Here is a 25,056-nt window from a genome sequence, read left to right on the forward strand (position 1 = left end):
ACGTCATGCAAAATCTGATAGCAAAAGTCGCGGGTGCCGAGACAACCGGAATAAAGAAAGTCGGGCTCATCGGAGCCGGCGCCATGGGGGCGGGTATTGCAGCGCAGTTTGCCGATGCCGTTATTGCCGTTGAACTGCTGGATATTGCCCGTGGCGTCAACCGTATCGAACCGGCGGAAACCGGGATTTCCCGCCAGCTTAAATTGGGCGGGTTTACGACGCCGGAGGCTGCAGCCCGAATACGCCCCGGCAATATTGACGATCATCTCGCGCGGTTACAGGATGCAGACTGGGTCATTGAGGCAGTGGTGGAAAAACTCGACATTAAACGCGAGTTGTTCCGGAAAATTGCACCCCATCTGAAACCGTCGGCAATTCTCTCTTCGAACACATCAACCATCCCGCGTCATGATCTGGTTGCTGATATGGAAAGCAGTCTTGCACGCCGCTTTGCCATCACGCATTTCTTCAATCCGCCACGACTGATGCCGCTTCTGGAAGTTGTTGTCGACGATCAGGCTGATCCTGACCTGCGCGATCAGTTGCATCAAGCGGCCAGATTATTGCTGGGCAAAACACCGATTGATTGCCATGACACGCCAGGCTTCATAGCCAACCGTATCGGCTGTTTCTGGATAGCGGTGTCGGTCACGGAAGCTTGTCGTTTTGGACTGGATATCGAAACTGCCGACGCTGTGCAGACGGTACTCGGAGTTCCAAATACCGGTGTTTTCGGGTTGCTCGATCTGATTGGCATTGACCTCGTGCCAACCATATGGGGCGGTTTGATGCAGGCGCTGCCGAAAGATGATGCCTTGCAGGACTATAATCTGCCGGGCAATCCGCTCATCATTGAATTGCTGGCAAAAGGGTCGTTTGGGCGCAAGGCGGGCGGCGGGTTCTACCGCAAGGCCGCCGATGGGCAGTTCGAAGTGCTCGATACTGACAAAATGCTTTATCGCGCCACTCGCCCGGTGCCGTTGCCTACGGAATTGCATGACCTGCTTAGCAAACAAGGTCCGGTTGGGAACTACGCGCGTTCGGTGTTGCGCAAGCTGGTGCGCTACTGCGAGACACATCTGTCCGAGATTGCATCGGACGCTGGTGCAATCGATACCGCCATGCAGCTTGGCTATTCCTGGCGCGAGGGGCCCTTTGCACTCGCAGCCAGAGCCGCAGAAATCATCGATTTTTAATGTGATTTGCCCCAGTTCTTATCAACCAGACCATAACGCGATGTACGCATCGACGGGAGCCATCCAGTTGGCTGCGATTATGTCTGGCACCGATGCAATTGGGGCAGCAAAAATTCGAAGGAGTCAGGAATGAAAGTCCTTGTCGCAGTAAAACGGGTTGTCGATTACAACGTAAAGATCCGTGTGAAGGGAGACGGCTCGGGCGTTGAGCTTGCCAACGTCAAGATGTCGATGAACCCTTTTGACGAGATTGCGGTTGAAGAGGCGATCCGTCTGAAGGAAGCTGGCAAGGTAACGGAGATTGTGGCTGTTTCGGTTGGCCCGGCACAGGCGCAGGAAACGCTGCGCACGGCGCTTGCCATGGGTGCGGACCGCGCCATTCTGGTCAAGACCGACGAGACGGTCGAGCCACTCGGCGTTGCCAAGGTGTTGAAGGGTGTGGTCGAGGCTGAACAGCCGGACCTCGTCTTCCTCGGCAAGCAGGCGATCGACGACGATGCCAACCAGACCGGCCAGATGCTGTCGGCGCTCCTCAACTGGAGCCAGGCAACCTTTGCCTCCAAGGTGGAACTGGCTGACGGTTCGGCCAAGGTCACGCGCGAAGTGGATGGCGGTCTGCAGACCATCGATGTGAAGCTTCCGGCGATTGTCACGGTTGATCTTCGTTTGAACCAGCCGCGTTATGCGTCGTTGCCCAATATCATGAAGGCGAAGAAGAAGCCGCTGGACGAGAAGTCGCCTGCCGATTTCGGCGCCGATATTGCGCCACGCCTCAAGGTGCTGAAGACCGAAGAGCCGGGTGGCCGCAAGGCTGGCGTCAAGGTTGGCTCGGTTGCCGAGCTGGTTGAGAAGCTCAAGGCTGACGGCATCATCTAAGAAATCGGAAGGGACGAGATAAATGGCTATTCTTCTTATCGCCGAACACGACAATGCAACCCTTTCGGACCAGACGGCAAAGGCGCTGACGGCAGCTGCCCAGATCGGCGGCGATGTCGATATTCTGGTTGCAGGCAAGGGTGCAAAATCTGCAGCCGATGCAGCCGCCAAGCTCAAAGGCGTGCGCAAGGTTCTGCTGGCTGAAAGCGATGCGCTGGAAAACCGTCTGGCCGAGCCAACGGCAGCACTCATCGTGGAACTCGCCGCCAATTACGACACGGTCATCGCACCGGCGACGACCTCGGCCAAGAACATCCTGCCGCGCGTTGCAGCACTTCTCGATGTGATGCAGTTGTCCGAAATCATGGAAGTGGTGTCAGCGGATACGTTCAAGCGTCCGATCTATGCGGGCAATGCGATCCAGACAGTGCAGTCCACCGACGCCAAGAAGGTGATCACAGTGCGTACGGCCTCCTTCTCCGCAACGGGCGAGGGTGGTTCGGCTGCCGTCGAGAACGCAACCGTGCCTGCCGATCCGGCGCTGTCGAGCTTTGTTGGCAATGCGCTGTCGGCTTCGGATCGTCCGGAACTGACCTCGGCCAAGATCATCATCTCAGGCGGTCGTGCACTTGGTTCGGCTGAAAAGTTCCAGGAAGTGATCCTTCCGGTTGCCGACAAGCTCGGTGCTGCCGTTGGCGCCAGCCGTGCGGCAGTCGATGCGGGCTATGCGCCAAACGACTGGCAGGTCGGCCAGACGGGCAAGGTGGTTGCACCGGAGCTTTACATCGCTGTCGGTATTTCCGGCGCTATCCAGCATCTGGCTGGCATGAAGGACAGCCGCGTCATCGTCGCCATCAACAAGGACGAAGAAGCGCCGATCTTCCAGGTCGCCGATTACGGGCTGGTGGCTGATTTGTTCCAGGCTTTGCCTGAAATGGCTGACAAGGTTTAAGGAAGACCAACATGAAACGTTCAGTGGTTATTGCTTCCGGGGTTCGCACGCCAATCGGAGATTTTGGTGGCTCTCTTGCAGGTATTCCTCCGTGTGAACTGGGAGCCGCAGTGGCGCGCGAAGTGATCGCGCGTGCTGGCATCGAGCCCGATCAGGTTGAGCAGACAGTCTTCGGCAATGTCATTCACACCAGACCGGAAGATATGTATATTTCGCGCGTCGTTGCGGTTCGTGCTGGGGTTCCTCACACGTCGCCTGCGTTGACTTTGAACCGCTTGTGCGGTTCGGGCCTTCAGGCGGTCGTTTCCGCTGCCGAACAGATTGAGCTTGGCAAAGCCGATATCGTGCTTGCTGGCGGTGCGGAGAGCATGAGCCGCTCTGGCCATTTACTGACGCAGGCACGCAACGGTCAGAAGATGGGCGATGTGACCGCGATAGATATGATGGTAGGGGCTCTGACCGATCCTTTCGGTCACGGTCACATGGGCATGACCGCTGAGAATATCGCCGAGCGGTCTGGCATCGATCGGGCAAAGCAGGATGCTTTCGCGGTTGAATCGCACCGTCGAGCGGCAGCAGCAATCGCAGATGGCCGCTTTAGCGGCCAGATACTGCCAATTACCGTCAAGCAAGGTCGGACAGAAAAACTGTTTGATACGGATGAACATGTGCGCAGCAATGTTTCTCTGGAGGATATGGCCAAGCTGCGCCCTGCTTTTAGCAAGGACGGCACCGTAACGGCGGGCAATGCATCGGGTCTCAACGACGGTGCGGCAGCTCTGGTTCTTATGGAGGAGGGCGTCGCTAAGGCCCATGGCGTCAAGGCATTAGGCCGCATTATCGCAACCGGACTTGGTGGCGTCGCGCCCGAGGTAATGGGTATGGGCCCCGTTCCCGCCAGCCGACAGGCTTTGCAGCGGGCCGGTCTGACCGTAGCCGATATGGATGTGATCGAATCCAACGAAGCGTTTGCGGCGCAGGCCTGTGCGGTCAGCGCAGAATTGGAGTTTCCGGAAGATAAGGTCAATCCGAATGGTGGCGCCGTTGCTCTCGGCCATCCGGTAGGAGCGTCGGGAGCGATCATCCTCATCAAGCTTTGCTATGAACTGGAACGTATCGGTGGCCGCTACGGTTTGGCAACAATGTGTATCGGTGGCGGGCAGGGTATTGCGATGGTGGTCGAGCGGGTCTAAGAAGCAAGCCGGGAGCGAGGAGGCTTCTCTCAACGACGACCAGTTCTGGTCTGAAAGCGATCCATGACAGAAAAACTCTCTCATCGCGGGCTTGTTGTCGCCGCGATCATGGCAAGCATGGCCATGATCGCTGTCGAGGCAACGATTGTGTCTACCGCAATGCCGCAGATTGCAGCACAGCTGGGACAACTCAATCTGTATTCCTGGGTTTTTTCGTCATTCCTGTTGACCCAGACCGCGACGACCGTCGTGTTTGGAAAGCTTGCAGACATTTATGGTCGCAAGCCCGTTCTTATTTTCGGTATCGCGCTGTTCCTCGCCGCTTCGGTCTTGGCAGGCTTCGCCTGGTCGATGCCTTCGATGATCGTCTTCCGGCTTTTGCAAGGCATCGGCGCAGGGGCGATCCAGCCTGCGGCCATGACTGTGGTGGCGGACCTTTTTCCCGGAGCGCAGCGTAGCAAGGTCCAAGGGTATCTTGCCAGTGTATGGGCTTTGTCAGCCGTCGTCGGCCCGTTGCTTGGCAGTCTCATCATTCACAATCTGAGCTGGGCCTGGGTTTTCTGGATCAATATTCCCGTCGGTATTCTGGCGGCATCTGGTTTTCTTCTCTTCCTGCATGAAGAGAAGCGGACAAAACCGGTCTCGGTCGACGTGCTCGGCGCGGCACTTTTCGCTGTCTCCATTTCGTCATTGATGATTGCGCTTACCCTGATGGAGAGCGCGGTTTCACTGGAAGGAATTCTGGCATTCATTCTCTTTGCCGTTTCGTTGATTGCCTTCATCTGGCAGGAACGCCGCACGAAGGAACCCATGGTCGCGCCCGACCTGTGGCTGAAGCGTCCTATAGCTTTTTCCAATCTTGCAGTTTTCCTGGCCAGCATGTCGATTATGGGCCTCACGACATTTTTGCCGATGTATGTACAGACGGTTCTCGACCGTTCTCCCGTGGTCGCGGGCTTTGCCCTCACTATGCTGCTGCTGGGCTGGCCCTGCGGGGCAACAATTGCATCGCGACAGTTTACGCGTTTTGGGCTGCGTCCAATCATGATCGTCGGAAGCATCTGTATTCCAATCGGAACCTCTCTGCTTGTCATGCTCACCCCGTCAAGTTCGGCAACAATGGCTGGAGCCGGTTCTCTGATCATGGGTTTCGGCATGGGGCTGCTTAACATCGGGGCACTAATCTTGACGCAGGACAGCGTAAGCTGGTCAGAGCGTGGCAGCGCTACGGCATCGAATGTTTTCTCGCGTAATTTGGGAAGCACACTCGGCGCGGCCATTCTGGGCGCAGTGCTCACCTACGGTCTTGCGAATGCCAACCACGGTGAAGCGATTACGTCAGAACAACTTCGTGACCTGCTGAATGGGGCGGAGATGTTGATTGATCAGCACGAGCTACGGCTGGCGCTTCAGCACGCGCTGCACGCGACCTTTGTAGCGATGATGCTTATCGCGGTGATGATCGTGCCTGCCTGCCTCTGCGTGCCAAAGACCAAGAAGACATATGAGAGTGATTTACAAGAGGCGTGAGCCTCTCACCTTGAGAATAAGCGAACCGGTCTGGTTTCCAATTTGTGTTCAAGTCTCAACATCATCGGTGCTCCGCGGTGTGGAGCGCCTGGGCAACAGCAGAAGGGAACGGGCAAAGCAGGCCGTTTCAACATATAACTGCGCCGCAGAATAAATTTGTCGCAATGCAGAAGATTTAAGTTGCCTGATCTTTGAGATTTCGTCCCGAAGCCGAGAAACTATCTGAGGCTGATCCCTAGACGTGCGCTTTGCGCGAAGGGGTCACCCGATGTGATGCTCAGCGAAAGTGGATGTACCGATGCCCTATCAGTTAAGTCTTCTCGACAAGAGTCCGGTAGCACAAGCGGGCAATGCGGAAGCCGCCCTTTCGAACACCGTATCTTATGCTCAGGCGGCCGAACAAGCGGGCTACAAGCGGTTCTGGGTTGCGGAGCATCATCACGCGGAGGAACTGGCCGGGCCTTCGCCCGAGGTGCTTGTTTCCTATCTTCTGGCATCGACAAAGCGGATCAGAATTGGTTCTGGCGGCGTGATGCTTCAGCATTACAGCCCTTACAAAGTTGCCGAAAACTTCAACCTTCTGGCCGCCCTCGGACGCGGGCGCGTGGATCTCGGTGTCGGCAAGGCGCCGGGCGGACTTCCTTTATCAACCAAGGCGTTACAGCAGGAAACAGGCAGCGAAAAGCGCCTCGATTTCAACAGCAAGCTTGAGCAGCTCACTGCGTTTCTTGGCGGTGGCAAGATCGCTTCCGGTCCGTTTGAAGGACTGGCGGCAACGCCTAAACCACAGCTTTCTGCGGAAAAATTCGTGCTTGGCGCAAGCCCGGAAAGCGCGTTGCTTGCCGCACATTCCGGCTGGGATTTTGTCTATGCCGGTCATTTGAATGGCGATACTGCCAATCTACAGAAAACGTTCGACGCCTATCGCAAAGTGACCGGAAAGGTGCCGGTTCTGGCGCTTGGCGCAGTGGTTGCCGAGACCGAAGATACGGTTGATGCCGTGGTCTCGAAAATTAAAATCTTCAAGGTGCATCTCGCCTCCGGACAATCCGTTTCGGTTGGCACACAGGAGGCAGCCGCCGAGTTTGCGCGGCAGGCTGGAGAGGCTGATTACCGGGTTGAAGAAAAGCATCCAAATGTACTCGCAGGCTCGGCAAAGCAGGTGAAGCAGAAGCTGGATGAACTGCACGAGCAATATGGGGTGGCCGAGTTTGTGCTCGAGTTCCCCGCTGTTTCTCATGAGCAAAGATTAGCTGCCATCGAGGGCCTGGCAGGCGAACGTCTGGCAATTGCCGCCTGATCCAAAGCCACTGGCGATAAGGAGTATCTAAAATGGGTTCCAAGCAGATCAGATTCGGTGTGATGCTTCAGGGTGCGGGCGGACATATGAATGCCTGGAAACATCCATCCGGGCCGGCAGATGCAAGCGTGAATCTCCAGTTTTTCATCGATACGGCGCGCAAGTCCGAAGAGGCTGGTATCAGCTTCGCTTTCATCGCCGACGGGCTTTATATCAACGAGATTTCCATTCCGCATTTTCTCAATCGCTTTGAGCCTTTGACCATCCTTTCGGCGCTCGCAGCGAATACGAAGCGCATTGGTCTCGCAGGCACGGTTTCGACGTCCTATAGCGATCCATTTACGATTGCGCGACAGTTTGCATCGCTTGATCTCATCTCCGGCGGGCGTGCGGGCTGGAATGTGGTGACATCGCCGCTTGAAGGTTCAGGCCGCAACTATGGCAAGCCACACCCAGAACACGCGTTACGCTATGAAATCGCCGATGAATATCTCGAAGTGACTAAAGGTCTTTGGGATTCCTGGGATGAAGATGCCTTCGTTCGCGATCGCGAGAGCGGACAGTTTTACAGGCCGGAGGGCTTCCATCGGCTCGACCATAAGGGCCGCTTCTTCTCGGTTGAAGGGCCACTCAATATCCAGCGCTCGCCTCAGGGCCAGCCCGTCATCTTTCAGGCCGGCGCTTCGGAAGCGGGTGTAGGACTTGCGGGTAAACATGCGGACGCCGTCTTCACCAATGCCGGCACCATCAAGGACAGCCAAACATTTTATGCGCAGATTAAAGCCAGCGCTGTTGCGCATGGGCGCTCGCAGGACGATGTCGGCATTTATCCCGGCATTGGTCCCATCGTTGGAAGAACCGATACCGAGGCCGAAGAGAAATATCATGCGATCCGTAATCTCGTAAGCATCAACGAAGCTCTGTCCTATCTCGGTCGCTTCTTCGATCATCATGATTTCACCGCCTATGATCTTGATGCGCCTTTCCCGGATCTTGGTGATGTCGGCAAAAACAGCTTCCGTTCGACAACGGATCGTATCAAGCGCGACGCGGCTGCAAACAGGCTCAGTTTACGTGAAGTGGCGCTGAATGTTGCCACACCACGCACGTCCTTCATTGGTACGGTGGAAAGAATCGCAGACGAAATCATTCTCTGGAAAGAGCAAAAGGCAGCTGATGGTTTCATCCTCGGCTTCCCGGTGATTGCTGAAGGGCTGGATGATTTCATTGCCCATGTTCTGCCAATTCTGGAAAAGCGCGGATATCATGAAGGCAGTCTGAAATACGACACGCTGCGCGGAAATCTTGGATTGGAGCATCCGCAGAGCCGTTATGCGAAGCCCGTTGAAAACAATGATGCCGAAAGCCACCGAAAGGGTGCGGCATGAATATTCAACGGTCGCCAGACGTAAACCGCAAACTGGAAATCGAGGCGGGTCTTGCCTCGTTTATCGACGAGTTTATCGCTTTGCGTCGCGACATTCATGCTCATCCGGAGCTGGCGTTCAAGGAAACACGAACCTCTGCTCTCGTGGCGGATTATCTCCGTCAGTGGGGCTATGACGTTACAACCGGCGTTGGTGGCTCTGGCGTGGTTGGCACATTGAAACGCGGCAACTCCGGTAAGGCCATTGGTATCAGGGCAGATATGGACGCGCTGCCAATCATCGAAGCAACTGGTCTTGATTACGCAAGCAGCAATTCCGGTGTGATGCACGCATGTGGCCACGACGGACACACGACCATTCTGCTGGCAGCAGCGCGCTATCTCGCTCAGTCCGGTCGTTTTTCCGGTACAGTGCACCTGATTTTCCAGCCAGCTGAGGAGATCGGGGCAGGCGCCCGAAGCATGATCGAAGACGGCCTCTTTGAGCGCTTTCCGTGCGATGCCGTCTATGGGCTGCATAACTGGCCGGGCGTGCCCGCAGGCAAGTTCGGCTTTGTGACTGGCCCGGCGATGGCATCGGTGGACCGGGCAAGAATTCGCGTGAACGGCCGTGGCGGTCATGGGGCCGAACCACACAAATCGGTAGATCCGGTTGTGGTGGCTTCATCCATTGTTCTGGCCTTGCAAACGGTGGTCGCGCGCAATCTCGATCCGCTCGATATGGGGGTTGTGACGGTGGCCTCCATTCATGGCGGTGATGCGTTGAATGTCATTCCCGCGCATGTTGATCTTGGCATTACCATCCGCTCGTTTTCGCAAACTGTGCGCGAGGAATTGCGGCGGCGGATTGAAGCTGTCGCGCGTTCACAGGCCGAAAGTTTTGGTGCTGTTGCTGATGTCAATTATCAGTGGGGCTTTCCTGCTTTGATCAACGCAAAAGCCGAGACGGAATTTGCACGACAGGTCGCGCTAAGCACTTTCCCCACCGGCACCGTTATCGAAGATTTCCGACCGCGCACGGCGAGTGAGGATTTTGCCTTCATGCTCGAACAAAAGCCGGGAACGTATTTCTTCGTCGGCAATGGTGAAAGTGCCGGTCTGCACAGCCCCGATTACAATTTCAACGATAAAATCCTGCTTCCAGCCGCGTTGTTTTGGGTTCGGCTGACCGAAGCATCGCTGATCTGAGATTGCACGATTTCTTCAACATGGATGGCCCATCATGGCGGATGAATTTCTCTACACTTCAACGACCGATATTCGTGCAGTGCCATTGATCGAGGCGCTGACGATTGAGTACGACACGCGCTACGGCACCTATTTCAATGAAGAGGGTGCAGCCGCCGAAATGAACAGATATCCGCCGGAAGCTTTTGCGCCTCCGCACGGCAATTTCCTGTTGTTGCTTCGTGATGGCCAGACAATCGCTGGTGGCGCATTCATGCGCTATAACGATGTGACCGCCGAGTTCAAGCGCATCTGGACACATAGTGATTTCCGTCGACAGGGGCTGGCCAAAAAGGTGTTGGATGAACTGGAAGCGCAGGCGCGTCGGCAGGGTTATAGCCGCGTCTATCTGACCACTGGTTTCCGGCAGCCGGAAGCCAGGGAACTCTATTTGAGAAACGGATATACGGCGCTTTTTGATGTCGCGGCCGATCCCGAAATTTACGGGACGTTGCCTTTCGAGAAAAATATTGAAAATATCGGACAAGTTGAATTTCATCCTTCCGACGCCGCTTTAAAACAGGTGGTGTTTGGCTAAGTAGATGCTTGGGCGTTGTGGTGGGTGTTATGGAAAAAACATCCGCCACCGCCTGATTAAATAGACTTATTTGTTTTGAAACTCGACGCCTCATCTCCGAAAATGGAATCCGGTGACTTCAAAAGCAGGAATTCCTGCGGTGATTCATAAGTTGAACGGCTATTCGGAGCAGTGTTGATCATGGCTATCGCTACAGAGTTTGCGGGTACGGACAGAGAGACAGGCTCTCGCGTAAGTCCCGGCGATTTCAAACATTATCGCATCGTTCCGGCCCGTTATCCGGCACGCGTCGTTGGCACAGTCATCGCCGCAGGCCTGATTATCGCTGTGTTGCAATCGGTTCTGACCAATCCGAAATGGGGTTGGCCAGTCTTTGCAGAATGGTTCTTCTCCGAGCCTGTTCTCGTCGGTTTGATGCGGACACTGTGGTTGACAGCGCTTGCAACAGTGCTGGGTTTTGCCCTTGGAACCGCGCTCGCGCTGGCTCGCGTTTCACGCTCGCCGCTGTTGTCCGGTCTTTCCTGGGCCTATATCTGGCTGCTGCGATCCATTCCACTGATCGTCCTGCTTCTTGTTTTGAACAATCTCGGCTATCTCTATGAAACAGTCAGATTAGGTGTTCCATATACGGATATCACCTTTGCCGAATATCCCACCGTTCAGATACTCAGTCCGTTTGCTGCTGCCCTCTTAGGGTTGAGCCTCAATCAGGCTGCATTTTCTTCCGAGATCATCCGTGGCGGCATTCTGTCTGTCGATCAGGGACAGCTCGAAGCTGCCGCCGCACTCGGCTTGCCACGGCGCAGACAAGCCTTCCGCATCGTGCTTCCGCAAGCCATGCGCACGATCCTTCCGACGGGCTTCAACGAGATCATCGGTCTCGCTAAAGGCACATCGATGGTCTATGTCCTTGCGCTGCCGGAACTCTTCTACACGGTGCAAGTCATCTACCGCCGCAATCTCGAAGTCATTCCCCTACTGATGGTCGCAACCGTCTGGTATCTGATCATCATGACGGTGCTCTCGATCGCGCAATATTACATCGAGCGCCATTTTTCGCGCGGTGCATTGCGCAATCCACCACCAGCTATTCTGACACGCCTTTTCGCTCGTTTAATTCCAGCAGAAACCCCGGTTTCGACCAGGGCTGAGACTGTTGCGTTGAGCGAACACGATGCACGGATAACCGAAAAGCTTGCTGTCAGCGGTTTTACCGGTGTGCGACGCGGTGCGGTGGACATTCACGGTGTATCGAAGAGCTTCGGCAACAATCTCGTTCTTGATAATGTAAGTCTGCACATCAAGCCCGGGAGCGTGACAGCGATCCTCGGCCCATCGGGTTCGGGCAAGTCGACATTGCTGCGATCCATCAATCATCTGGAGCGTGTGGATGACGGCTTTATCTCGATTGATGACGAACTGCTGGGTTATCGCCAGAGTGGCGACACGCTCTATGAGTTGAAGGAAAAAGACATTCTGAAAAAACGCGTCGATGTTGGCATGGTGTTTCAGAACTTCAATCTCTTCCCGCATCTGACCGTGCTGGAAAACATCATTGAAGCGCCGATGATTGTCCGTGGCCTGAGCCGGGATGCCGCGACCGTGATTGCAAAACGTCTGCTGGCGCGCGTTGGTCTCAGCGAAAAAATCAATGCCTATCCGCGTCAGCTTTCCGGTGGTCAGCAACAGCGTGTCGCCATCGCCCGCACACTGGCACTTAATCCCAAAGTGATCCTGTTCGACGAGCCGACCTCTGCGCTCGACCCCGAACTGGTGGGTGAAGTGCTGGATGTAATCAAGGAGCTCGCACGCTCTGGCACCACGCTTGTCATCGTAACCCATGAGATAGGCTTTGCCCGCGAAGTGGCGGATACGGTGGTCTTCATGGAAGAGGGCCGCATTCTCGAAACCGGCAGGCCGGAGCATCTTTTCAATGCGGCAACGCATCCCCGAACCCGGGAGTTTCTAGCAAAAGTCCTCTGACGCCATAAAGTCCGTTTAACACCACACCCCGACAATCACGATTGCCCTGACGGGGCAATCGGCGGGGATTATTTGTCCAAAATTCAGAACATTCTCAGGAGTTATTCAATGAAATCAGGTAACTACAAAAGCGCAATATTGGGCGGCGTTCTGGCAGTAGCAACACTGTTCAGCGCGCCAGCCATTTCCGCAGAACTCGACTTGAGCCCGGAGCAGCCAAACCGTCTGCGCACGGAGAAAAGCGATGCCGTTATCAATGCTGTCCCCAAGGATTTCAAGTTCGTGCAGGATGGCAAGTTTGTCGTTGGTATCAATCCTTGGGTGCCCCCAATCAGCACTTATGCTACGGATGCAAAGACCGTGGTGGCTTTCGATCCCGATCTGATTCAGCTGGTTTCTGATACATTGGGGCGCGAGCTTGTGTTGGTGCCAATCGCCTGGGCCGATTGGCCGCTTTCACTGGAATCCGGCAAGTTCGACGCCGTGATTTCCAATGTGACCGTAACCGAGGAACGCAAGGAAAAGTTCGATTTCTCTACCTATCGCAAGGACGAACTTGGATTTTACGTCAAGGCGGACAGTGCGATCACATCGCTGAAAGAGCCCAAGGACATTGCGGGCCTGAAGGTCATTACCGATCCGGGCACCAATCAGGAAAACATCCTCCTACAGTGGGACAAGCAGAATGTCGCAGCCGGACTGAAACCTATCGAAGTGCAGTATTATGACGACGATGCAGTCAAGGGTCTCGCGATTGAATCCGGTCGTGCGGATGCGGTCTTCAGCGTCAATGCAGTGCAAGCCTATGCCCCATCGCAGCACGGCAAGACCAAGCTTGTCGGGACGGTAAGCGGTGGCTGGCCGCAGACGGCCGAAGTGGCAATCACCACGCGCAAGGGCAGTGGTCTGGCTGACGCACTCACACTCTCGCTTAATGAGCTTATCAAGAGCGGCAAATATGGGCAGGTGCTGGAGCGCTGGAGCCTGAGTTCAGAAGCCGTTGACGAGGCCAGAACGAATCCTGCCGGATTGCCGAAAAGCGGATCGTAAGTTCCGCTCGTAACAAAGCGAAATGTGGAGAAATCAGGTCATTACACAGTGTTTTACACTTAAGGAGATGGGCATATGACTTATATCAGAAAAGCGGGATATTTCATTGCGGGCCTGATTTCAACGGCTCTGCTGATGACGAATGCGGCACGGAGTGAAGGTAAATTTGATCTCAGCCCAGAACAGCCGAACCGCTTGCGGGTTGAAAAACTCGATAAACGTATCGAGGAAGTCAAGGGCTTCAAATTCGTCAAAGATGGTGTTCTGACTATCGGCATCAGCACCAGCGGGCATCTGCCGCTGCATGACTATGCGTCAGATTCCAAGACCGTCATCGGCTACGATGTCGATCTGGCACAGATCATTGCCGACGCTCTCGGACGCGATCTGAAACTGGTTTCTGTTGCGTGGGCCGATTGGCCACTTGGGCTTGCTTCGGGCAAATTCGATGCGGTGATTTCCAATGTCACCGTTACGGAAGAACGCAAGGAGAAGTTCGATTTCTCCACCTATCGCAAGGATGAGCTTGGCTTCTACGTTAAGGCAGACAGCGCGATCAAGGAATTGAAACAGCCAGAGGATATTGAGGGCCTCAAGATCATCACCGATGCCGGCACCAATCAGGAAAAGGTGCTGCTGGAATGGGATCGGCAGAATGTTGCTGCGGGTTTGAAACCGATCGAGGTGCAATATTACGATGATGACGCGGTCAAGGACCTCGCCATTCAAAGTGGTCGTGCAGATGCGGTGTTCAGTGTGAACGCGACACAGGCCTATTCCGCTGGCATCAATGGTAAGACCAAGCTGGTTGGCACGGTCAGTGGTGGCTGGCCGATCACCGCCGAGATTGCGGTTACAACGCGTAAGGGCAGCGGGCTTGCAGACCCGTTGACCAATGTTCTCAACGATCTGATCGCGAGCGGCGCCTATACCAAGGTTCTGGATACCTGGAATCTCGGACCGGAAGCCATCACCAAAGCCAAGACAAATCCACAGGGCCTGCCGAAAAAGCGGTTCGTGAGGGGTGGGGCTGGCACATGAGGGGATGCGTGTGCCAGCCCGCTTTATTCTACATAAATGGAGAATGGTTCATGAGAGCAGGTGCTCTGTTAATAGCTGCATGGGCGTTGGTTGGCGCTTCAACCCTGCCAGCGCTATCAGAAGATGATTTTGATTTGTCGCCCGAACAGACGGGCCGCATTCATGTGCAGAAAGATGCTAAGGCAATCGCCGCCATTCCCGCCGATTTCAAATTCGTCACGCCGGGCAAGCTGACTGTGGCCGTCGCGCCGGGCGGACCGCCACTGGCGGCCTATGCCACAGATGCCAAGACCGTTGTGGGTGCGGATGCAGACTATGCGTCGGCGATTGCGGAAAGCCTAGGGCTTCAACTTGAAAGCGTTCCGGTTGCATGGATCGATTGGCCGCTGGGTCTCTCATCCGGCAAATATGACGCTGTGATATCCAATGTTGGTGTCACGGAAGAGCGCAAGGAAAAGTTCGACTTTTCGACCTATCGGCAAGGACTGCATGGCTTCTTCGTAAAGGCCGACAGTGGCGTTACCTCCATCAAGGAGCCAAAGGATGCTGCAGGCCTCCGCATTATCGTGGGTGCCGGGACCAATCAGGAACGCATTCTCGTCAAGTGGAGCGAGGAGAATGAGAAGGCGGGACTGAAACCGCTGGAACTGCAATATTATGATGATGAGGCCGCCAGCCTTCTGGCTCTGCAATCGGGTCGGGCCGATGTGATTGTTCAACCCCATGCACAGCTCGTATTCATTGCCTCACGTGACAAGAATATCAAACGTGTCGGCACGCTCAGCGCGGGCTGGCCGGATCGTTCGGATGTGGCAATTACAACCCGTAAGGGCAGCGGAATTGCCGAGGCGCTGACGATCGCCACCAATAGCCTGATCGCAAGCGGAGACTATGCCCGCATTCTCGACCGCTGGCATCTGGACGAAGAAGCTTTGAAACAATCGGAGACCAATCCGCCCGGATTGCCGAAGTTCAAATAAACTTCCAGTACAGTCATTATCGAAGGACATAATGTGCCAAAAACGATCGATTATTTCTTTTCCATCGGTTCGCCCTGGTCATATCTTGGGCTGGATACGCTTGAGGAACTGGCAGAGCAGCATGTGGTCGAAATCAAGCCTTACCTCGCAACCGTTATTGAGGAAAATGGCGGCATCCTCTCGCGCAATCGGCCGGAAGTACGTCGCGCTTATGGCACACAGGATCTCAAGCGTTGGGCCAAATTTCGTGGCAATCCGCTTTTCATCGATGGCCGTCCAGCTTTGAGTGATCCCACACCTGCTTCCTTCAGTGTGATCGCGGCCCATCTTGATGGTCAAAACTGGCTGCAGCTGACACGTGTTTTCCAACATGCATTCTGGTCAGAGGCAAAGGACATTGGCAAGCCGGAAGTCCGCAGTGTGGTTGCGGATAGGGCCGGTTTCAACGGCGATTATCTGGCCGCACGTGAGAATGATTACGATGTTCAAGCCAAGTGGAAGTCGGATCGTGAACAGGCCGTGGCCAGGGGCGTCTTTGGTTTTCCAACCTATATCTATGATACCGAGACCTATTGGGGACAGGATAATCTGGGGTTTCTCGCGAACCATCTGCGCGGGGAAACCTATTGAATTCGACTTCAAAGCTATTGCGAAGCCGCTGCGCGAGAAGGGAAATTGACCATGCCTCTTTCACACATAGAACATTTTGCCTTCCTCATTCCCGGTAGTCACCGGGAGAATGACCCCGCACAAGGTTTAGAGGATACGCTTCAGCTTTTCGAGCATGGAGAGCGACTGGGATATGATAGCGCATGGGTGCGCCAGCGCCATCTGGAGCGTGGCATTTCATCCGCAGCCACATTTCTGGCTGCTGCTTCGCAGCGGACGAAACGCATCGGGCTTGGCACTGCGGTCATTCAGCTCGGCTATGAAAATCCATTTCGGCTGGCCGAAGATCTGGCAACTGTGGACTTGCTGTCCCATGGCAGGCTGAATGTTGGTGTTTCGGTGGGCGCGCCGCCTTTTGCGCATCTGATCGCTGATTTCGTTGATGCTGTTCCAACTGCTGATTACAGCCATACGCGCGCAGAAAAACTGGCCCAGGCGCTGCGCTCTGAACCGCTTTCCGGCGAAACCGAAGCGGGCAATGCCGCGGGGGCGCAAATCCCGCGTTTGAGACCTTTTGCCGAAGGGCTGACCGACCGCCTGTGGTATGGCGGCGGCTCGCAAAATTCCGCACGATGGGCGGGCCAGACCGGTTTCAACCTTTTGACGGGAAACATTGTCAGCGGTGAGAATACGGACGATTTTCTGACAGCACAGAAAACACTCATTGAACGCTTCCGTCAGGAATGGAGGCATGAACGTGTGCCGCGTGTTGCACTTGGTCGCGTGATTCTGCCCACCGACAGTGCAAGTCCCGATGCGCGTCGTCGCTATGCGGAATTTGCCGCCGAGCGCGACAAGCGAACAGGTTTCGCCCATGGTCCGCGCCGCACTTTGTTTCTGCCCGATATTGTGGGCACGACTGACCAAATTCTGGAAGCGCTCGCAACCGATCCTGTACTGCCGCAAGTTTCCGAGTTTCGACTGGAACTGCCTTACGAATTTCACACGGACGATTACGCGCAAATTCTCACGGATTTTGCGCGGCTTCTGCCTGCGTCGAATAATCCATTCGTAAATGCCTTTCCACAAGTGAGTGTCCTGACTGGCGTCCTCGCCACCAACTTATAATAGTCAGATGGCGCGGGCGATATCTGATGCTTCACGAGTTCAAAACTTGACTGTCAGTCCCGCGCGATAGGTGCGGCCTGGTGCTGGCATGAAGCTTTGTGCCAGCGCATCCAGATAATAGCGGTCCGTGATGTTCTGCACCGATGCGTTTAAAATGGCATCGTCTCTCAGCTTGTAGCTCATAAAGGCATCGAAAATTGCGACCGGCTGATAGACAAGTTGCGGCGTTGTCGCTCCGGTTTGCCAAGGTTCGGTTATTTCCTCTGTCGGACCAGATGTATAAGTCATTCGCCCTCCTAGGATCAACTTTTCCTCGAAGAAGCGGCTGCCCAATGTCAGGTTTACAGCATATTTGGGTGGGTTCTGCGTATTGGTATAGGAGCCCATAAAGCTGCCCGGCGTGCAGTCGGGTGTATTCTCGGTATGCTGATAAATCCCTGCGGTTTCGCGCAAATAGGACGCGAATGTGGGGTCGCATGTCTCTGTCTTGAAATAATAGGTTGCCGACAGATCGGCAAATAGTTTGCCATTGTCGAATCTCGACTGAAACTCAAGGCCGCTCGTCTTGTAGCTTTCTGCATTGGAGAAGGTCATCACGCCGTTCGTATTCGGGTCATAGTAGCGGGTGATGTAATCTTTAACATTGGTGTTGAAGTAAGCGATCTTGAAAGATGCCGTATCGCCAGCCGTTAGCAGATTGTCGAGCGTGGTGCTGGCACCGATCTCCCAGTTGCGCGAGCGTTCCGGCTTGAGCCCGCGTGTGGGTTCCACCTGAAGCGTTCCCAAAGTGGTTTCGAAAAGCGAAGGCATGCGTATGCCTTCGGCATAACTGGCATAAAGGAAGGTGTCTGGCGCGATCTCGTAATTTACACCAAAAGCAGGCGCGAAACCGCCATCCTTGGTTGACAGGCTCGGGCCCCGGTCAAAACCAACAACCGTCTCCGACCAACGGGGGTCAAAAGCATGGGTGTAGGTAGCACCAAATTCGTTGAATGGTACCCCATCGAATGGATTGTTGCTGTCACCAAAGAGCAGTCCATTGTTCAGGCGAGGGTCCGTCGCATCGCCAAACAGGCCGTTGGAATCCGGTCGCCAGAACATATAGCCAGATTCTTTTGAGTTGGATGCATATATCCAGCGCCCAAAAGCGTCTTCCCATCGCACTTTCGACATAGCGTTGCGGTCTTTCGAGCGAAATATACTGTAGCGACCGCCGCCCCAGAATTCGAGCGTATCCACCGGTCGATATTGTAGTTGACCTGAAAGACTCATTTCTGTTCTGGAACCATCACGCAGAAACCGGTTGGTGTTAAGATCATGCTCGGTAATAACAACGCCATCCTGTGGCTGAATCTCCTCATGTTGGAACGAACCACCAAGCGTGAGATTGAAATCGCCAAACCGTGATGCAAAATCCGTTTTGTTGGAAATATCCCCGCCAATACGGCGATTGGACATTCTGACCCAGCTGCGGTCGCTTGCGAAATACTGTGACTTGGGACAGAGGTGGCTCGGTTTGTTTGAACAGTTTCGGGCGTTTCGCTAAGTGGATTTCCGCCTCGATTATGCCGCCACCATCATTGGCGTCAGCGCGTTGAAGTAAGCCTGATCCGGTGTCTGCCGGTCAAGTGATGAATGTGGGCGTCGGCTATTGTAAAAGGTCAGATAACGGCCGATGCCAGCGCGTGCCTCAGACACGGTTTTATAGGCATGGAGGTAGACCTCCTCGTATTTAATCGAGCGCCACAGCCTCTCGACAAAGACATTGTCCCGCCAAGCGCCTTTGCCGTCCATCGAGATGGCAATTTCAGCTTTCTTCAACACCGCCGTGAAGTCGATGGATGTGAACTGCGATCCTTGATCGGTGTTGAAGATGTCCGGCTTACCGTAGCGGGCAAGCGCCTCTTCAACCGCCTCGATGCAGAAGTCGGCTTCCATCGTGATCGACAGTCGCCACGACAGAACACGCCGGCTGAACCAGTCCACGACGGCGCAGAGATAGACGAAGCCGCGTGCCATCGGGATGTAGCTCATGTCCATCGCCCAGACCTGATTGGGTCTGGTAACCGCCAGCTTGCCCAGGAGATAGGGATAGACCTTGTGCCCCGGCGCTGGTTTCGGCGTGTTCGGGCGACGGTAGATCGCCTCGATACCCATCTTCTTCATCAGCGTGGCGACGTGCAATCGCCCAACCTCCAGCCCTTCTCCCCTCAAAAGCCCTTGCAACATCCGACTTCCGGCAAACGGGTAATCGAGATGCAATTCGTCGATCCGGCGCATCAAAGCCAGATCGACGTTCGACACTGGGCGCGGAGAATAATAGACACTGCCACGACTGAAGCCGAGAAGCTTCGCCTGGCGCACGACGGATAGCTTGTGATTGCGGTCAATCATTTCTTTCCGCCCAGCAATCCCGCCTTGCCGAGCGCACCGGACAAAAAATCGTTCTCCAGCGTCAGTTCGCCGATCTTGGCATGAAGCGTTTTGACATCAACGGTTGGACCGGCAGGTTCGACCTTGGTTTCATCGCCGAAAACGCCTGTCGCCCCCTCAAGAAGCTGTTCTTTCCACTGCTTGATCTGATTGGCATGCACGTCGAACTGCTGGGATAATTCCACCAGCGTCTGCTCGCCTCTGATCGCGGCAAGCGCCACCTTGGCCTTGAAAGCCGGACTATGGTTCCGGCGCGGTCGTCTCGTCATGGTATCTCCTGTTCCCAGCATTTAAGCTGAAGTCAGGCGGAAATTCCACTTATCCTAGCTGTGCAGATTTCCCGAGCCAGCTCTCTCCTATCGAGACGCATGGTCTGGGTGCGCGGGGATTCAACCTTTATGACGGTACGCTGAACCATGCCGAATTCCAGAGCATCACAACCTTTGGTGATGGCGCAATCGGGGTCCAGCTGTCAAAGCCGTTTGGTACCCTCACGGTTGATGGGGATATAAGGACGAAAGGCGGGGAAGGGGAGAGCCTCGTACGCGGAAAAGTAGTTCATCTCAAAGCCCATGCGTTCAGCTTAAAGCCAGGAGCGAGCGGCAAGGAGTTCAAGGTGTTGGGGCAGGCAATTGCGGAGAACGAGACCGTTGCCGACTTTGATTTTGAAGCACCGGTGGACGTGATTCAACGCTGCGAGATAGCCGGGAAGAAGCTAGGGGCGTCTTGAGCGTTTGTTGCCAGACTTAAGCGCGGATACGGAAGTTCTGACTTGTGGGTGCTTTAAAACGTTGAGTCTATCAACGCATCTTGCTGCTTGCTTGTATGGGTGAGATTGTTTGCGGCAATCGGGCGCTCCGAGATAAACTTATAAGTTCGCGTTTAAATTGAAGCCAGCTGTCAACTCGACTGACACATTAATCATCTTATAAATTATAAATAAAATTTGTCTTCTCAACTTACGGTGCTCTCCGTTGGCCGCGGAGGTGCTCAGCCGCCGGTGCAAGCGATCGGCTCAGCCAGGCCTATGGTCCATGAGAGTCGACCATCTACTATCGCCAGTGTCTGCTGGCCGTCGGAATAGGTCGTTCCATCGGTCCCTTGGGAGGGCAGGTCGATGGCGGGTTTGCCGTTGATAGATACCGAAGCGCTCTCTCCGAGGAGACGAACAGCCAGATGAGTGCCGTCTTTGCACACGTAATCGCTAACAGGGTGGGGATTACCTCCGCCTATCGACGCGCCTGACGCGGAATTCACCAGGCTGATAAGTAACACCACACTGGTTGCTGCGGCTGAAATCTTTTTTTGCATGGCTATTCTCCCAAGAAATGCCCATACCACTATGGTCGCAAACTTAATAGCATCGTAATATTTATTGGCGATTAGTATTCTATACCGTAACAATAATATTGGAAGTCAAAAAGAAACGGGGCACCTTTAAGATGGTTACGATATTTGCGCTCTCCGTCCAAATGTCTCTCCTTGCGTTTGCTGCATTAGGGGGAGCGTTTTTTCTGTTTGGGCGCCTGATGCTGCATATATTTGCAAAATATGCCGAACGTGACCCTCTATCGATACCAGTCGGAGCATTTGTCGCTACAGTGGCGACGGCTTGGGCGCTTGCACTCGGATTTGTCGCGGCTGACATATGGGCCATTACCGCAAAAGCAAATCAAGCCACACGCGATGAACGCTCCGCGATCATTCGATTGATTGGAATTGCCGATTCTCCAGAAATCGATGCACCTCCTCTGCGAGAGGTATTGATCCGCTACAGGAACGCTGTCGTAGACGATGAATGGGTGAAGAACATAAACCTGCAGCCGGCTGGCTCGGTCGAAAAGTCCCTGCAGGACATCCGCGACGTGATATTGAAAATGAGCAAAGAAAATATTCCAGGTCCCGTAATTTCGTATTTATTAAGCGATCTTGATATTCTGCAAGATGCCAGAAGCATGAGGCTTTCTATCGGAACGACGTCTGTTGATACCTACAGATGGTATTTGGTTATTTCTCTCACTATCATGACAGTAATTGCGATTTCTTCGACACATTCAGACAGAGTTCGTGCCGGAGTTGTGGCTCTGCTTATATACACGGTCAGCGCAACTTTATGTCTGTGGATACTGGCGATTCATGCAAATCCATATCAGGGAATTGCTAAAATCGAGCCCACGATTTTAATGTCATCCCATTGACCGGTTCGTAAGTGGTCGCGGTAACAAAGTTAGTGGTGTGATCGGGACATTTATGTGCATTGACACGCGTTAAAAAGCTTTAACCAAAAGTAGATTATCCGTGCATTCCTGCCGTCTAAATACGACACCTGCCGTATATCATTGCGTTTCAGCGAAGCCTAATACTCCTGCCATTGGACCATGGGGAGGAGCCATTATGTCGTCGCTGGACTTATGGATACCGTTTGCTGTTGCGACGTTGACATTTGCTTGCGTGCCAGGGCCAGCAATACTTTACATGACCGCGCAAACCCTTGCGCACGGTCGCAATGCTGGCCTGATGGCGGCTCTTGGTGTTCATCTGGGATGTTACGTGCATATCGTTGCTGCCACGATAGGCCTTGCATCGTTGATGGAACACGCACCGATCATCTACGCAATTATAAGGTTTGCCGGTGCCGGATATCTGATCTGGTCGGGGTTCGCCCTATTCTTTAATTGGAATAGAGAAGGCGATCAATCCGGAAGTCCGGTATCAAAAACGTTTCGCGACAGTATCGTGGTTGAAGTTCTCAACCCGAAGACAGCGCTGTTCTTCCTAACTTTTCTGCCGCAATTCGTGCAGCCGGCGACCGAAATTCCGCTCTGGCTTCAGTTCCTTGTGTTGGGCATCGTCGTAAACTTGATTTTCTCAACTGCCGACGTTGCAGCTGTCGCTATTGCATCTCTCGCCTTCGGACACTTCCACAGTAACAAGATGGGTTGGATGGTGCCAAAGGCGTGTGGCACGATACTGGTGGGGCTGGGTGCGGCTCTCGTCAGCCATCATTTTTAGTGCAGGCATGTCGTGGACGCGGCGGAAGTTAGAGGTTGTGGTTTATAGACTGATGATAAGAGAGAGGCATTGCGCTCAACCAAACTGGAGCACTTAGACTCAACGAATGTGCTTTGTTTGCGCTCAGTGGTCCGCGATGGGTTGCCGCGTTGTAATGCCACTTTATGGCTGGCCATCGCTTGATTTTGCTGCGATATATCCAAATGAAAGGCGATTTGGATGGTCCAGAAGCAAGTCATTAAAGCGAACCTGTCGGAACAGATTTATCGCAATCTGCGCCTCTCTCTCATGGAGGGTGAATATCGTCCGGGGGAGCGTCTCACGATTAGCGGTGTGGCCGAACTTTACGGTACATCGATTACGCCGGTGCGCGAAGCTATCATGCGTTTGGCCTCGGAGCAGGCCCTGAATTTTGTTGCCGCCACCTCGGTCGCGGTGCCTGTTTTGACGCCGCGCGATCTGCGCGAGATTGTGGCTATTCGCAACAATCTGGAAGGTATGGCGGCCTACCGCGTCGGCCAAACTGCTACAGGTGAGATTGTAGAAGAATTCGAGAAGCTCAATGCGAGTTTCACCGCAGCGGCGGCACAGGACCCACGCGAGGCCGCTCAGACAAATCGTGAGTTTCACTTTCTGATTTTGCGCCGCGCCGAGCTGCCCTATGTCGAAACGATTTGCGAAAACATGTGGACACTGATGGGGCCGTTCCTGCGTACATTTCACGAGGAAATGCCAGTCAGGCAATTGTCCGGCGAAGATCATCAGCATTTCCGCTTCATCGAGGCTTTGCGTCGCAACGATCCTGACGCCGCGCGCAATGCAATGCAGGCTGATATTCAATGGGCGAATGAACTCGTCGCCCGGATAGAAGAAAAGAACAGCGAGAACGCTCGCTGAGTGCTGTTGTGCCGCGCCTCGCGATTAACGAGGCACGGCCTTTATCATGCGATGGAATAGCCGCCGTCCACCGGGAGTAGCGCTCCATTGATATAACGCGCGGCAGGTGAGATGAGAAAGCCGATCACCTCCGCGATTTCCTCCGGCTCCGCCCAGCGTCCAAGCGGAATACGTGCTGTGATAGCTGGCCCGCGCGATGGATCGTTTTTAGCGCCTGCTCCCATCCGCGTGTTTACCCACCCCGGAGCAATGGCGTTGCAGCGTATTCCCTCACGTCCCCACGCGACGGCAAGGGAACGCGTCAGTGCAACGATGCCGCCCTTGGATGCGGCATAAGCGGGCGCGTTGGCCGAACCGAACCAGCTCCACATGGATGCGATGTTGACGATGCTGCCTTTTGCGGCCAGCAACTTTTCCCGCGCTGCGGTCGCTGCTGCCAGAGAGGCGGTGAGATTGACCTCAAGCACCTTATGGAATTCAGCTGCCTGCCATTCGCGCGCCTGCCGAATGATACCAGCGCAATTGATGAGCGCATCAATTCGTTCGGCACTGTTCATCAACCGGTCAAGATCATCGGTATTGGTCACATCCGTTTGGATGAACTCAAGCCCCTCGGGCAGGGGCTCTTCCTTGTCCATGCCGCCAGCGATCACCCGCCAGCCCTGCGACAGCAGAAATCTGCTTGTGGCCAGGCCGATACCAGTGCCGCCGCCTGTGATGACTGCCGTTTTCATGCCATTTGACCTTTGCGAATGAAGGATTCCGCGACTTCGTGAATACCGGCCCCATCAAGCTTATAATGTGCGTAAAGATGCGTCGGCGGAGCGATCAACGCGTATTCGTCATAAATGCCATGGCGCTTCAGGCGCACGCCCTTGCCCTCGTCGGCAATCACTTCTGCCACAGCCGAGCCGAGGCCCCCGAGCACATTGTGTTCTTCCACCGTCATGATGCAGCGGGATCGTTCTGCGGCTTCAAGAACGGCATCGCGGTCCATCGGCTTGATCGAAGCCATGTCGATGACACCGACCGAATGACCAGCAGCGTTGAGTGCGACTGCTGCTTCCAGCGCAGCATGAACGGTAATGCCGCAGGCGATAATTGTCAGCTCGTCCCCGAGAGAGTGAACATGCGCCTTGCCGAACTGGAAATTCGCGCCGTCACTATAAACCACCGGATCGCGACCGCGCCCGATACGGAAATAGATCGGCTGATCCCAATCGGCTGAAGCTCGGATTGCGGCTTCCAACTGTGCCCCATCGGACGGCGAAACCACGGCCAGATCGGCGATGGAACGCATCGTTCCGATATCTTCCGTCGCATGATGCGAGGTGCCGTAGAAGCCCAGCGAAATACCCGTATGATGGCCGACCAGCCGCACCGGCTGCGCGGAATAGGCGACATCCATGCGGATTTGTTCGCAGGTCAGAAGTCCGAGAAAGGATGCGAAAGTCGCCACAAAGGGCGTAACGCCGCAGGTGGCGATCCCTGCTGCGACAGAAACCATGTTCTGCTCGGAGATGCCGAATGAAATATATCGGTCGGGATGGGCGGCGGCAAAACGGTTCAAACCATTGGAATATTGAAGGTCGGCGGAGCCGGCGACTACATTATGCCCCGCTTCGACGAGTTGCATCAGGCCATTTGAAAGGTGGTCGAGGCCGGGATTGACCATATTCAGGCCGCGATACTGCCAGGAATTAGGGGATTTAGGGCTGCTCATA

Annotated in this window: 23 protein-coding genes; 18 read left to right on the top strand and 5 right to left on the bottom strand. The window is 54.7% G+C overall.

Annotated features, from left to right (window positions below; all coding sequences use genetic code 11):
- The first annotated feature begins 5 nt into the window (after positions 1-5).
- The 15 genes from ABWW11_RS10820 to ABWW11_RS10890 all read left to right on the top strand — a co-directional run bounded on the left by ABWW11_RS10820 (position 6) and on the right by ABWW11_RS10890 (position 16,990).
- Positions 6-1,196, top strand: coding sequence for a 3-hydroxyacyl-CoA dehydrogenase family protein (locus tag ABWW11_RS10820; protein ID WP_109366235.1), 1,191 nt, complete (start codon positions 6-8; stop codon positions 1,194-1,196).
- A 129-nt stretch (positions 1,197-1,325) separates the two neighbouring features.
- On the top strand, positions 1,326-2,072 hold the full coding sequence (locus tag ABWW11_RS10825; RefSeq protein ID WP_109366234.1) for an electron transfer flavoprotein subunit beta/FixA family protein: 747 nt from the start codon (positions 1,326-1,328) through the stop codon (positions 2,070-2,072).
- 22 nt (positions 2,073-2,094) lie between these two features.
- A complete protein-coding gene (locus ABWW11_RS10830; RefSeq protein WP_109366233.1) occupies positions 2,095-3,024 on the top strand; it encodes an electron transfer flavoprotein subunit alpha/FixB family protein in 930 nt (309 codons plus the stop codon).
- Positions 3,025-3,035: 11 nt separating this feature from the next.
- On the top strand, positions 3,036-4,217 hold the full coding sequence (gene bktB, locus ABWW11_RS10835; protein WP_124916546.1) for a beta-ketothiolase BktB: 1,182 nt from the start codon (positions 3,036-3,038) through the stop codon (positions 4,215-4,217).
- Positions 4,218-4,280: 63 nt separating this feature from the next.
- Entirely contained in the window at positions 4,281-5,747 is a 1,467-nt protein-coding gene (locus ABWW11_RS10840) for an MDR family MFS transporter (RefSeq protein WP_109366231.1), read from the top strand.
- Positions 5,748-6,045: 298 nt separating this feature from the next.
- Positions 6,046-7,047, top strand: coding sequence for an MsnO8 family LLM class oxidoreductase (locus ABWW11_RS10845; protein WP_109366230.1), 1,002 nt, complete (start codon positions 6,046-6,048; stop codon positions 7,045-7,047).
- A gap of 32 nt (positions 7,048-7,079) precedes the next feature.
- The gene (locus ABWW11_RS10850; protein ID WP_319081171.1) at positions 7,080-8,435 is read left to right on the top strand and encodes an LLM class flavin-dependent oxidoreductase; all 1,356 of its coding nucleotides are present in this window, start codon (positions 7,080-7,082) and stop codon (positions 8,433-8,435) included.
- Positions 8,432-9,622, top strand: coding sequence for a M20 aminoacylase family protein (locus ABWW11_RS10855; protein WP_109366228.1), 1,191 nt, complete (start codon positions 8,432-8,434; stop codon positions 9,620-9,622). Before ABWW11_RS10850 ends, ABWW11_RS10855 begins: the two co-directional genes overlap by 4 nt.
- A 34-nt stretch (positions 9,623-9,656) precedes the next feature.
- Positions 9,657-10,199 carry a GNAT family N-acetyltransferase gene (locus ABWW11_RS10860; RefSeq protein WP_109366227.1) on the top strand — a complete coding sequence of 181 codons (543 nt, stop codon included), beginning with the start codon at positions 9,657-9,659 and terminating at the stop codon, positions 10,197-10,199.
- A 180-nt stretch (positions 10,200-10,379) separates the two neighbouring features.
- On the top strand, positions 10,380-12,182 hold the full coding sequence (locus ABWW11_RS10865) for an amino acid ABC transporter permease/ATP-binding protein (protein ID WP_109366226.1): 1,803 nt from the start codon (positions 10,380-10,382) through the stop codon (positions 12,180-12,182).
- Between the two features lie 108 nt (positions 12,183-12,290).
- Positions 12,291-13,232: an ABC transporter substrate-binding protein gene (locus ABWW11_RS10870; RefSeq protein ID WP_319081170.1), complete on the top strand. Its 942-nt coding sequence runs from the start codon at positions 12,291-12,293 to the stop codon at positions 13,230-13,232.
- Between the two features lie 75 nt (positions 13,233-13,307).
- Entirely contained in the window at positions 13,308-14,273 is a 966-nt protein-coding gene (locus tag ABWW11_RS10875; protein ID WP_319081169.1) for an ABC transporter substrate-binding protein, read from the top strand.
- Between the two features lie 50 nt (positions 14,274-14,323).
- Entirely contained in the window at positions 14,324-15,253 is a 930-nt protein-coding gene (locus ABWW11_RS10880; RefSeq protein WP_124916543.1) for an ABC transporter substrate-binding protein, read from the top strand.
- A gap of 33 nt (positions 15,254-15,286) precedes the next feature.
- Entirely contained in the window at positions 15,287-15,883 is a 597-nt protein-coding gene (locus tag ABWW11_RS10885) for a 2-hydroxychromene-2-carboxylate isomerase (protein ID WP_109366448.1), read from the top strand.
- A 51-nt stretch (positions 15,884-15,934) separates the two neighbouring features.
- Positions 15,935-16,990 carry an LLM class flavin-dependent oxidoreductase gene (locus ABWW11_RS10890; RefSeq protein WP_109366223.1) on the top strand — a complete coding sequence of 352 codons (1,056 nt, stop codon included), beginning with the start codon at positions 15,935-15,937 and terminating at the stop codon, positions 16,988-16,990.
- A gap of 39 nt (positions 16,991-17,029) precedes the next feature.
- Here ABWW11_RS10890 and ABWW11_RS10895 read toward each other — a convergent pair whose 3' ends face one another.
- The 3 genes from ABWW11_RS10895 to ABWW11_RS10905 all read right to left on the bottom strand — a co-directional run bounded on the left by ABWW11_RS10895 (position 17,030) and on the right by ABWW11_RS10905 (position 20,734).
- On the bottom strand, positions 17,030-18,448 hold the full coding sequence (locus ABWW11_RS10895; protein WP_353410130.1) for a TonB-dependent receptor domain-containing protein: 1,419 nt from the start codon (positions 18,446-18,448) through the stop codon (positions 17,030-17,032).
- 105 nt (positions 18,449-18,553) lie between these two features.
- A protein-coding gene (locus ABWW11_RS10900; protein WP_353410132.1) for an IS3 family transposase occupies positions 18,554-19,692 on the bottom strand; the annotation gives its coding sequence in 2 pieces (ribosomal slippage) (positions 18,554-19,434 and positions 19,434-19,692; 1,140 coding nt in all).
- A gap of 721 nt (positions 19,693-20,413) precedes the next feature.
- Positions 20,414-20,734 (bottom strand): hypothetical protein, encoded by a 321-nt coding sequence (locus tag ABWW11_RS10905; RefSeq protein WP_109366221.1) that lies wholly within the window; start codon positions 20,732-20,734, stop codon positions 20,414-20,416.
- A gap of 131 nt (positions 20,735-20,865) precedes the next feature.
- Between ABWW11_RS10905 and ABWW11_RS10910 the strand changes: the two genes are divergently transcribed.
- The 3 genes from ABWW11_RS10910 to ABWW11_RS10920 all read left to right on the top strand — a co-directional run bounded on the left by ABWW11_RS10910 (position 20,866) and on the right by ABWW11_RS10920 (position 23,332).
- Positions 20,866-21,621, top strand: coding sequence for a bestrophin-like domain (locus ABWW11_RS10910; protein ID WP_109366220.1), 756 nt, complete (start codon positions 20,866-20,868; stop codon positions 21,619-21,621).
- A gap of 196 nt (positions 21,622-21,817) precedes the next feature.
- Positions 21,818-22,435 (top strand): LysE family translocator, encoded by a 618-nt coding sequence (locus tag ABWW11_RS10915; RefSeq protein ID WP_109366219.1) that lies wholly within the window; start codon positions 21,818-21,820, stop codon positions 22,433-22,435.
- A 219-nt stretch (positions 22,436-22,654) separates the two neighbouring features.
- Positions 22,655-23,332: a GntR family transcriptional regulator gene (locus tag ABWW11_RS10920; RefSeq protein WP_109366218.1), complete on the top strand. Its 678-nt coding sequence runs from the start codon at positions 22,655-22,657 to the stop codon at positions 23,330-23,332.
- Positions 23,333-23,376: 44 nt separating this feature from the next.
- Here ABWW11_RS10920 and ABWW11_RS10925 read toward each other — a convergent pair whose 3' ends face one another.
- Entirely contained in the window at positions 23,377-24,066 is a 690-nt protein-coding gene (locus ABWW11_RS10925; RefSeq protein ID WP_109366217.1) for an SDR family NAD(P)-dependent oxidoreductase, read from the bottom strand.
- Positions 24,063-25,055, bottom strand: a complete 993-nt coding sequence (locus ABWW11_RS10930; RefSeq protein ID WP_109366216.1) for a transketolase family protein — start codon at positions 25,053-25,055, stop codon at positions 24,063-24,065. Before ABWW11_RS10930 ends, ABWW11_RS10925 begins: the two co-directional genes overlap by 4 nt.
- Between the last annotated feature and the right edge of the window lies 1 nt (position 25,056).

It is taken from the genome of Brucella sp. NBRC 113783, assembly GCF_040372265.1.
GTDB lineage: Bacteria > Pseudomonadota > Alphaproteobacteria > Rhizobiales > Rhizobiaceae > Brucella > Brucella teleogrylli.

What these genes read in the sequence shown, in the direction of transcription:
- ABWW11_RS10920 (WP_109366218.1), top strand. Translation starts at nt 22,655, where the DNA reads ATGGTCCAGAAGCAAGTCATTAAAGCGAACCTGTCGGAACAGATTTAT.
- ABWW11_RS10930 (WP_109366216.1), bottom strand. Translation starts at nt 25,055, where the DNA reads ATGAGCAGCCCTAAATCCCCTAATTCCTGGCAGTATCGCGGCCTGAAT.
- ABWW11_RS10820 (WP_109366235.1), top strand. Translation starts at nt 6, where the DNA reads ATGCAAAATCTGATAGCAAAAGTCGCGGGTGCCGAGACAACCGGAATA.
- ABWW11_RS10915 (WP_109366219.1), top strand. Translation starts at nt 21,818, where the DNA reads ATGTCGTCGCTGGACTTATGGATACCGTTTGCTGTTGCGACGTTGACA.
- ABWW11_RS10880 (WP_124916543.1), top strand. Translation starts at nt 14,324, where the DNA reads ATGAGAGCAGGTGCTCTGTTAATAGCTGCATGGGCGTTGGTTGGCGCT.
- ABWW11_RS10825 (WP_109366234.1), top strand. Translation starts at nt 1,326, where the DNA reads ATGAAAGTCCTTGTCGCAGTAAAACGGGTTGTCGATTACAACGTAAAG.
- ABWW11_RS10855 (WP_109366228.1), top strand. Translation starts at nt 8,432, where the DNA reads ATGAATATTCAACGGTCGCCAGACGTAAACCGCAAACTGGAAATCGAG.
- ABWW11_RS10870 (WP_319081170.1), top strand. Translation starts at nt 12,291, where the DNA reads ATGAAATCAGGTAACTACAAAAGCGCAATATTGGGCGGCGTTCTGGCA.
- ABWW11_RS10925 (WP_109366217.1), bottom strand. Translation starts at nt 24,066, where the DNA reads ATGAAAACGGCAGTCATCACAGGCGGCGGCACTGGTATCGGCCTGGCC.
- ABWW11_RS10895 (WP_353410130.1), bottom strand. Translation starts at nt 18,448, where the DNA reads ATGTCCAATCGCCGTATTGGCGGGGATATTTCCAACAAAACGGATTTT.
- ABWW11_RS10890 (WP_109366223.1), top strand. Translation starts at nt 15,935, where the DNA reads ATGCCTCTTTCACACATAGAACATTTTGCCTTCCTCATTCCCGGTAGT.
- ABWW11_RS10840 (WP_109366231.1), top strand. Translation starts at nt 4,281, where the DNA reads ATGACAGAAAAACTCTCTCATCGCGGGCTTGTTGTCGCCGCGATCATG.
- ABWW11_RS10905 (WP_109366221.1), bottom strand. Translation starts at nt 20,734, where the DNA reads ATGCAAAAAAAGATTTCAGCCGCAGCAACCAGTGTGGTGTTACTTATC.
- ABWW11_RS10865 (WP_109366226.1), top strand. Translation starts at nt 10,380, where the DNA reads ATGGCTATCGCTACAGAGTTTGCGGGTACGGACAGAGAGACAGGCTCT.
- ABWW11_RS10910 (WP_109366220.1), top strand. Translation starts at nt 20,866, where the DNA reads ATGGTTACGATATTTGCGCTCTCCGTCCAAATGTCTCTCCTTGCGTTT.
- ABWW11_RS10830 (WP_109366233.1), top strand. Translation starts at nt 2,095, where the DNA reads ATGGCTATTCTTCTTATCGCCGAACACGACAATGCAACCCTTTCGGAC.
- ABWW11_RS10860 (WP_109366227.1), top strand. Translation starts at nt 9,657, where the DNA reads ATGGCGGATGAATTTCTCTACACTTCAACGACCGATATTCGTGCAGTG.
- ABWW11_RS10875 (WP_319081169.1), top strand. Translation starts at nt 13,308, where the DNA reads ATGACTTATATCAGAAAAGCGGGATATTTCATTGCGGGCCTGATTTCA.
- bktB (WP_124916546.1), top strand. Translation starts at nt 3,036, where the DNA reads ATGAAACGTTCAGTGGTTATTGCTTCCGGGGTTCGCACGCCAATCGGA.
- ABWW11_RS10850 (WP_319081171.1), top strand. Translation starts at nt 7,080, where the DNA reads ATGGGTTCCAAGCAGATCAGATTCGGTGTGATGCTTCAGGGTGCGGGC.
- ABWW11_RS10845 (WP_109366230.1), top strand. Translation starts at nt 6,046, where the DNA reads ATGCCCTATCAGTTAAGTCTTCTCGACAAGAGTCCGGTAGCACAAGCG.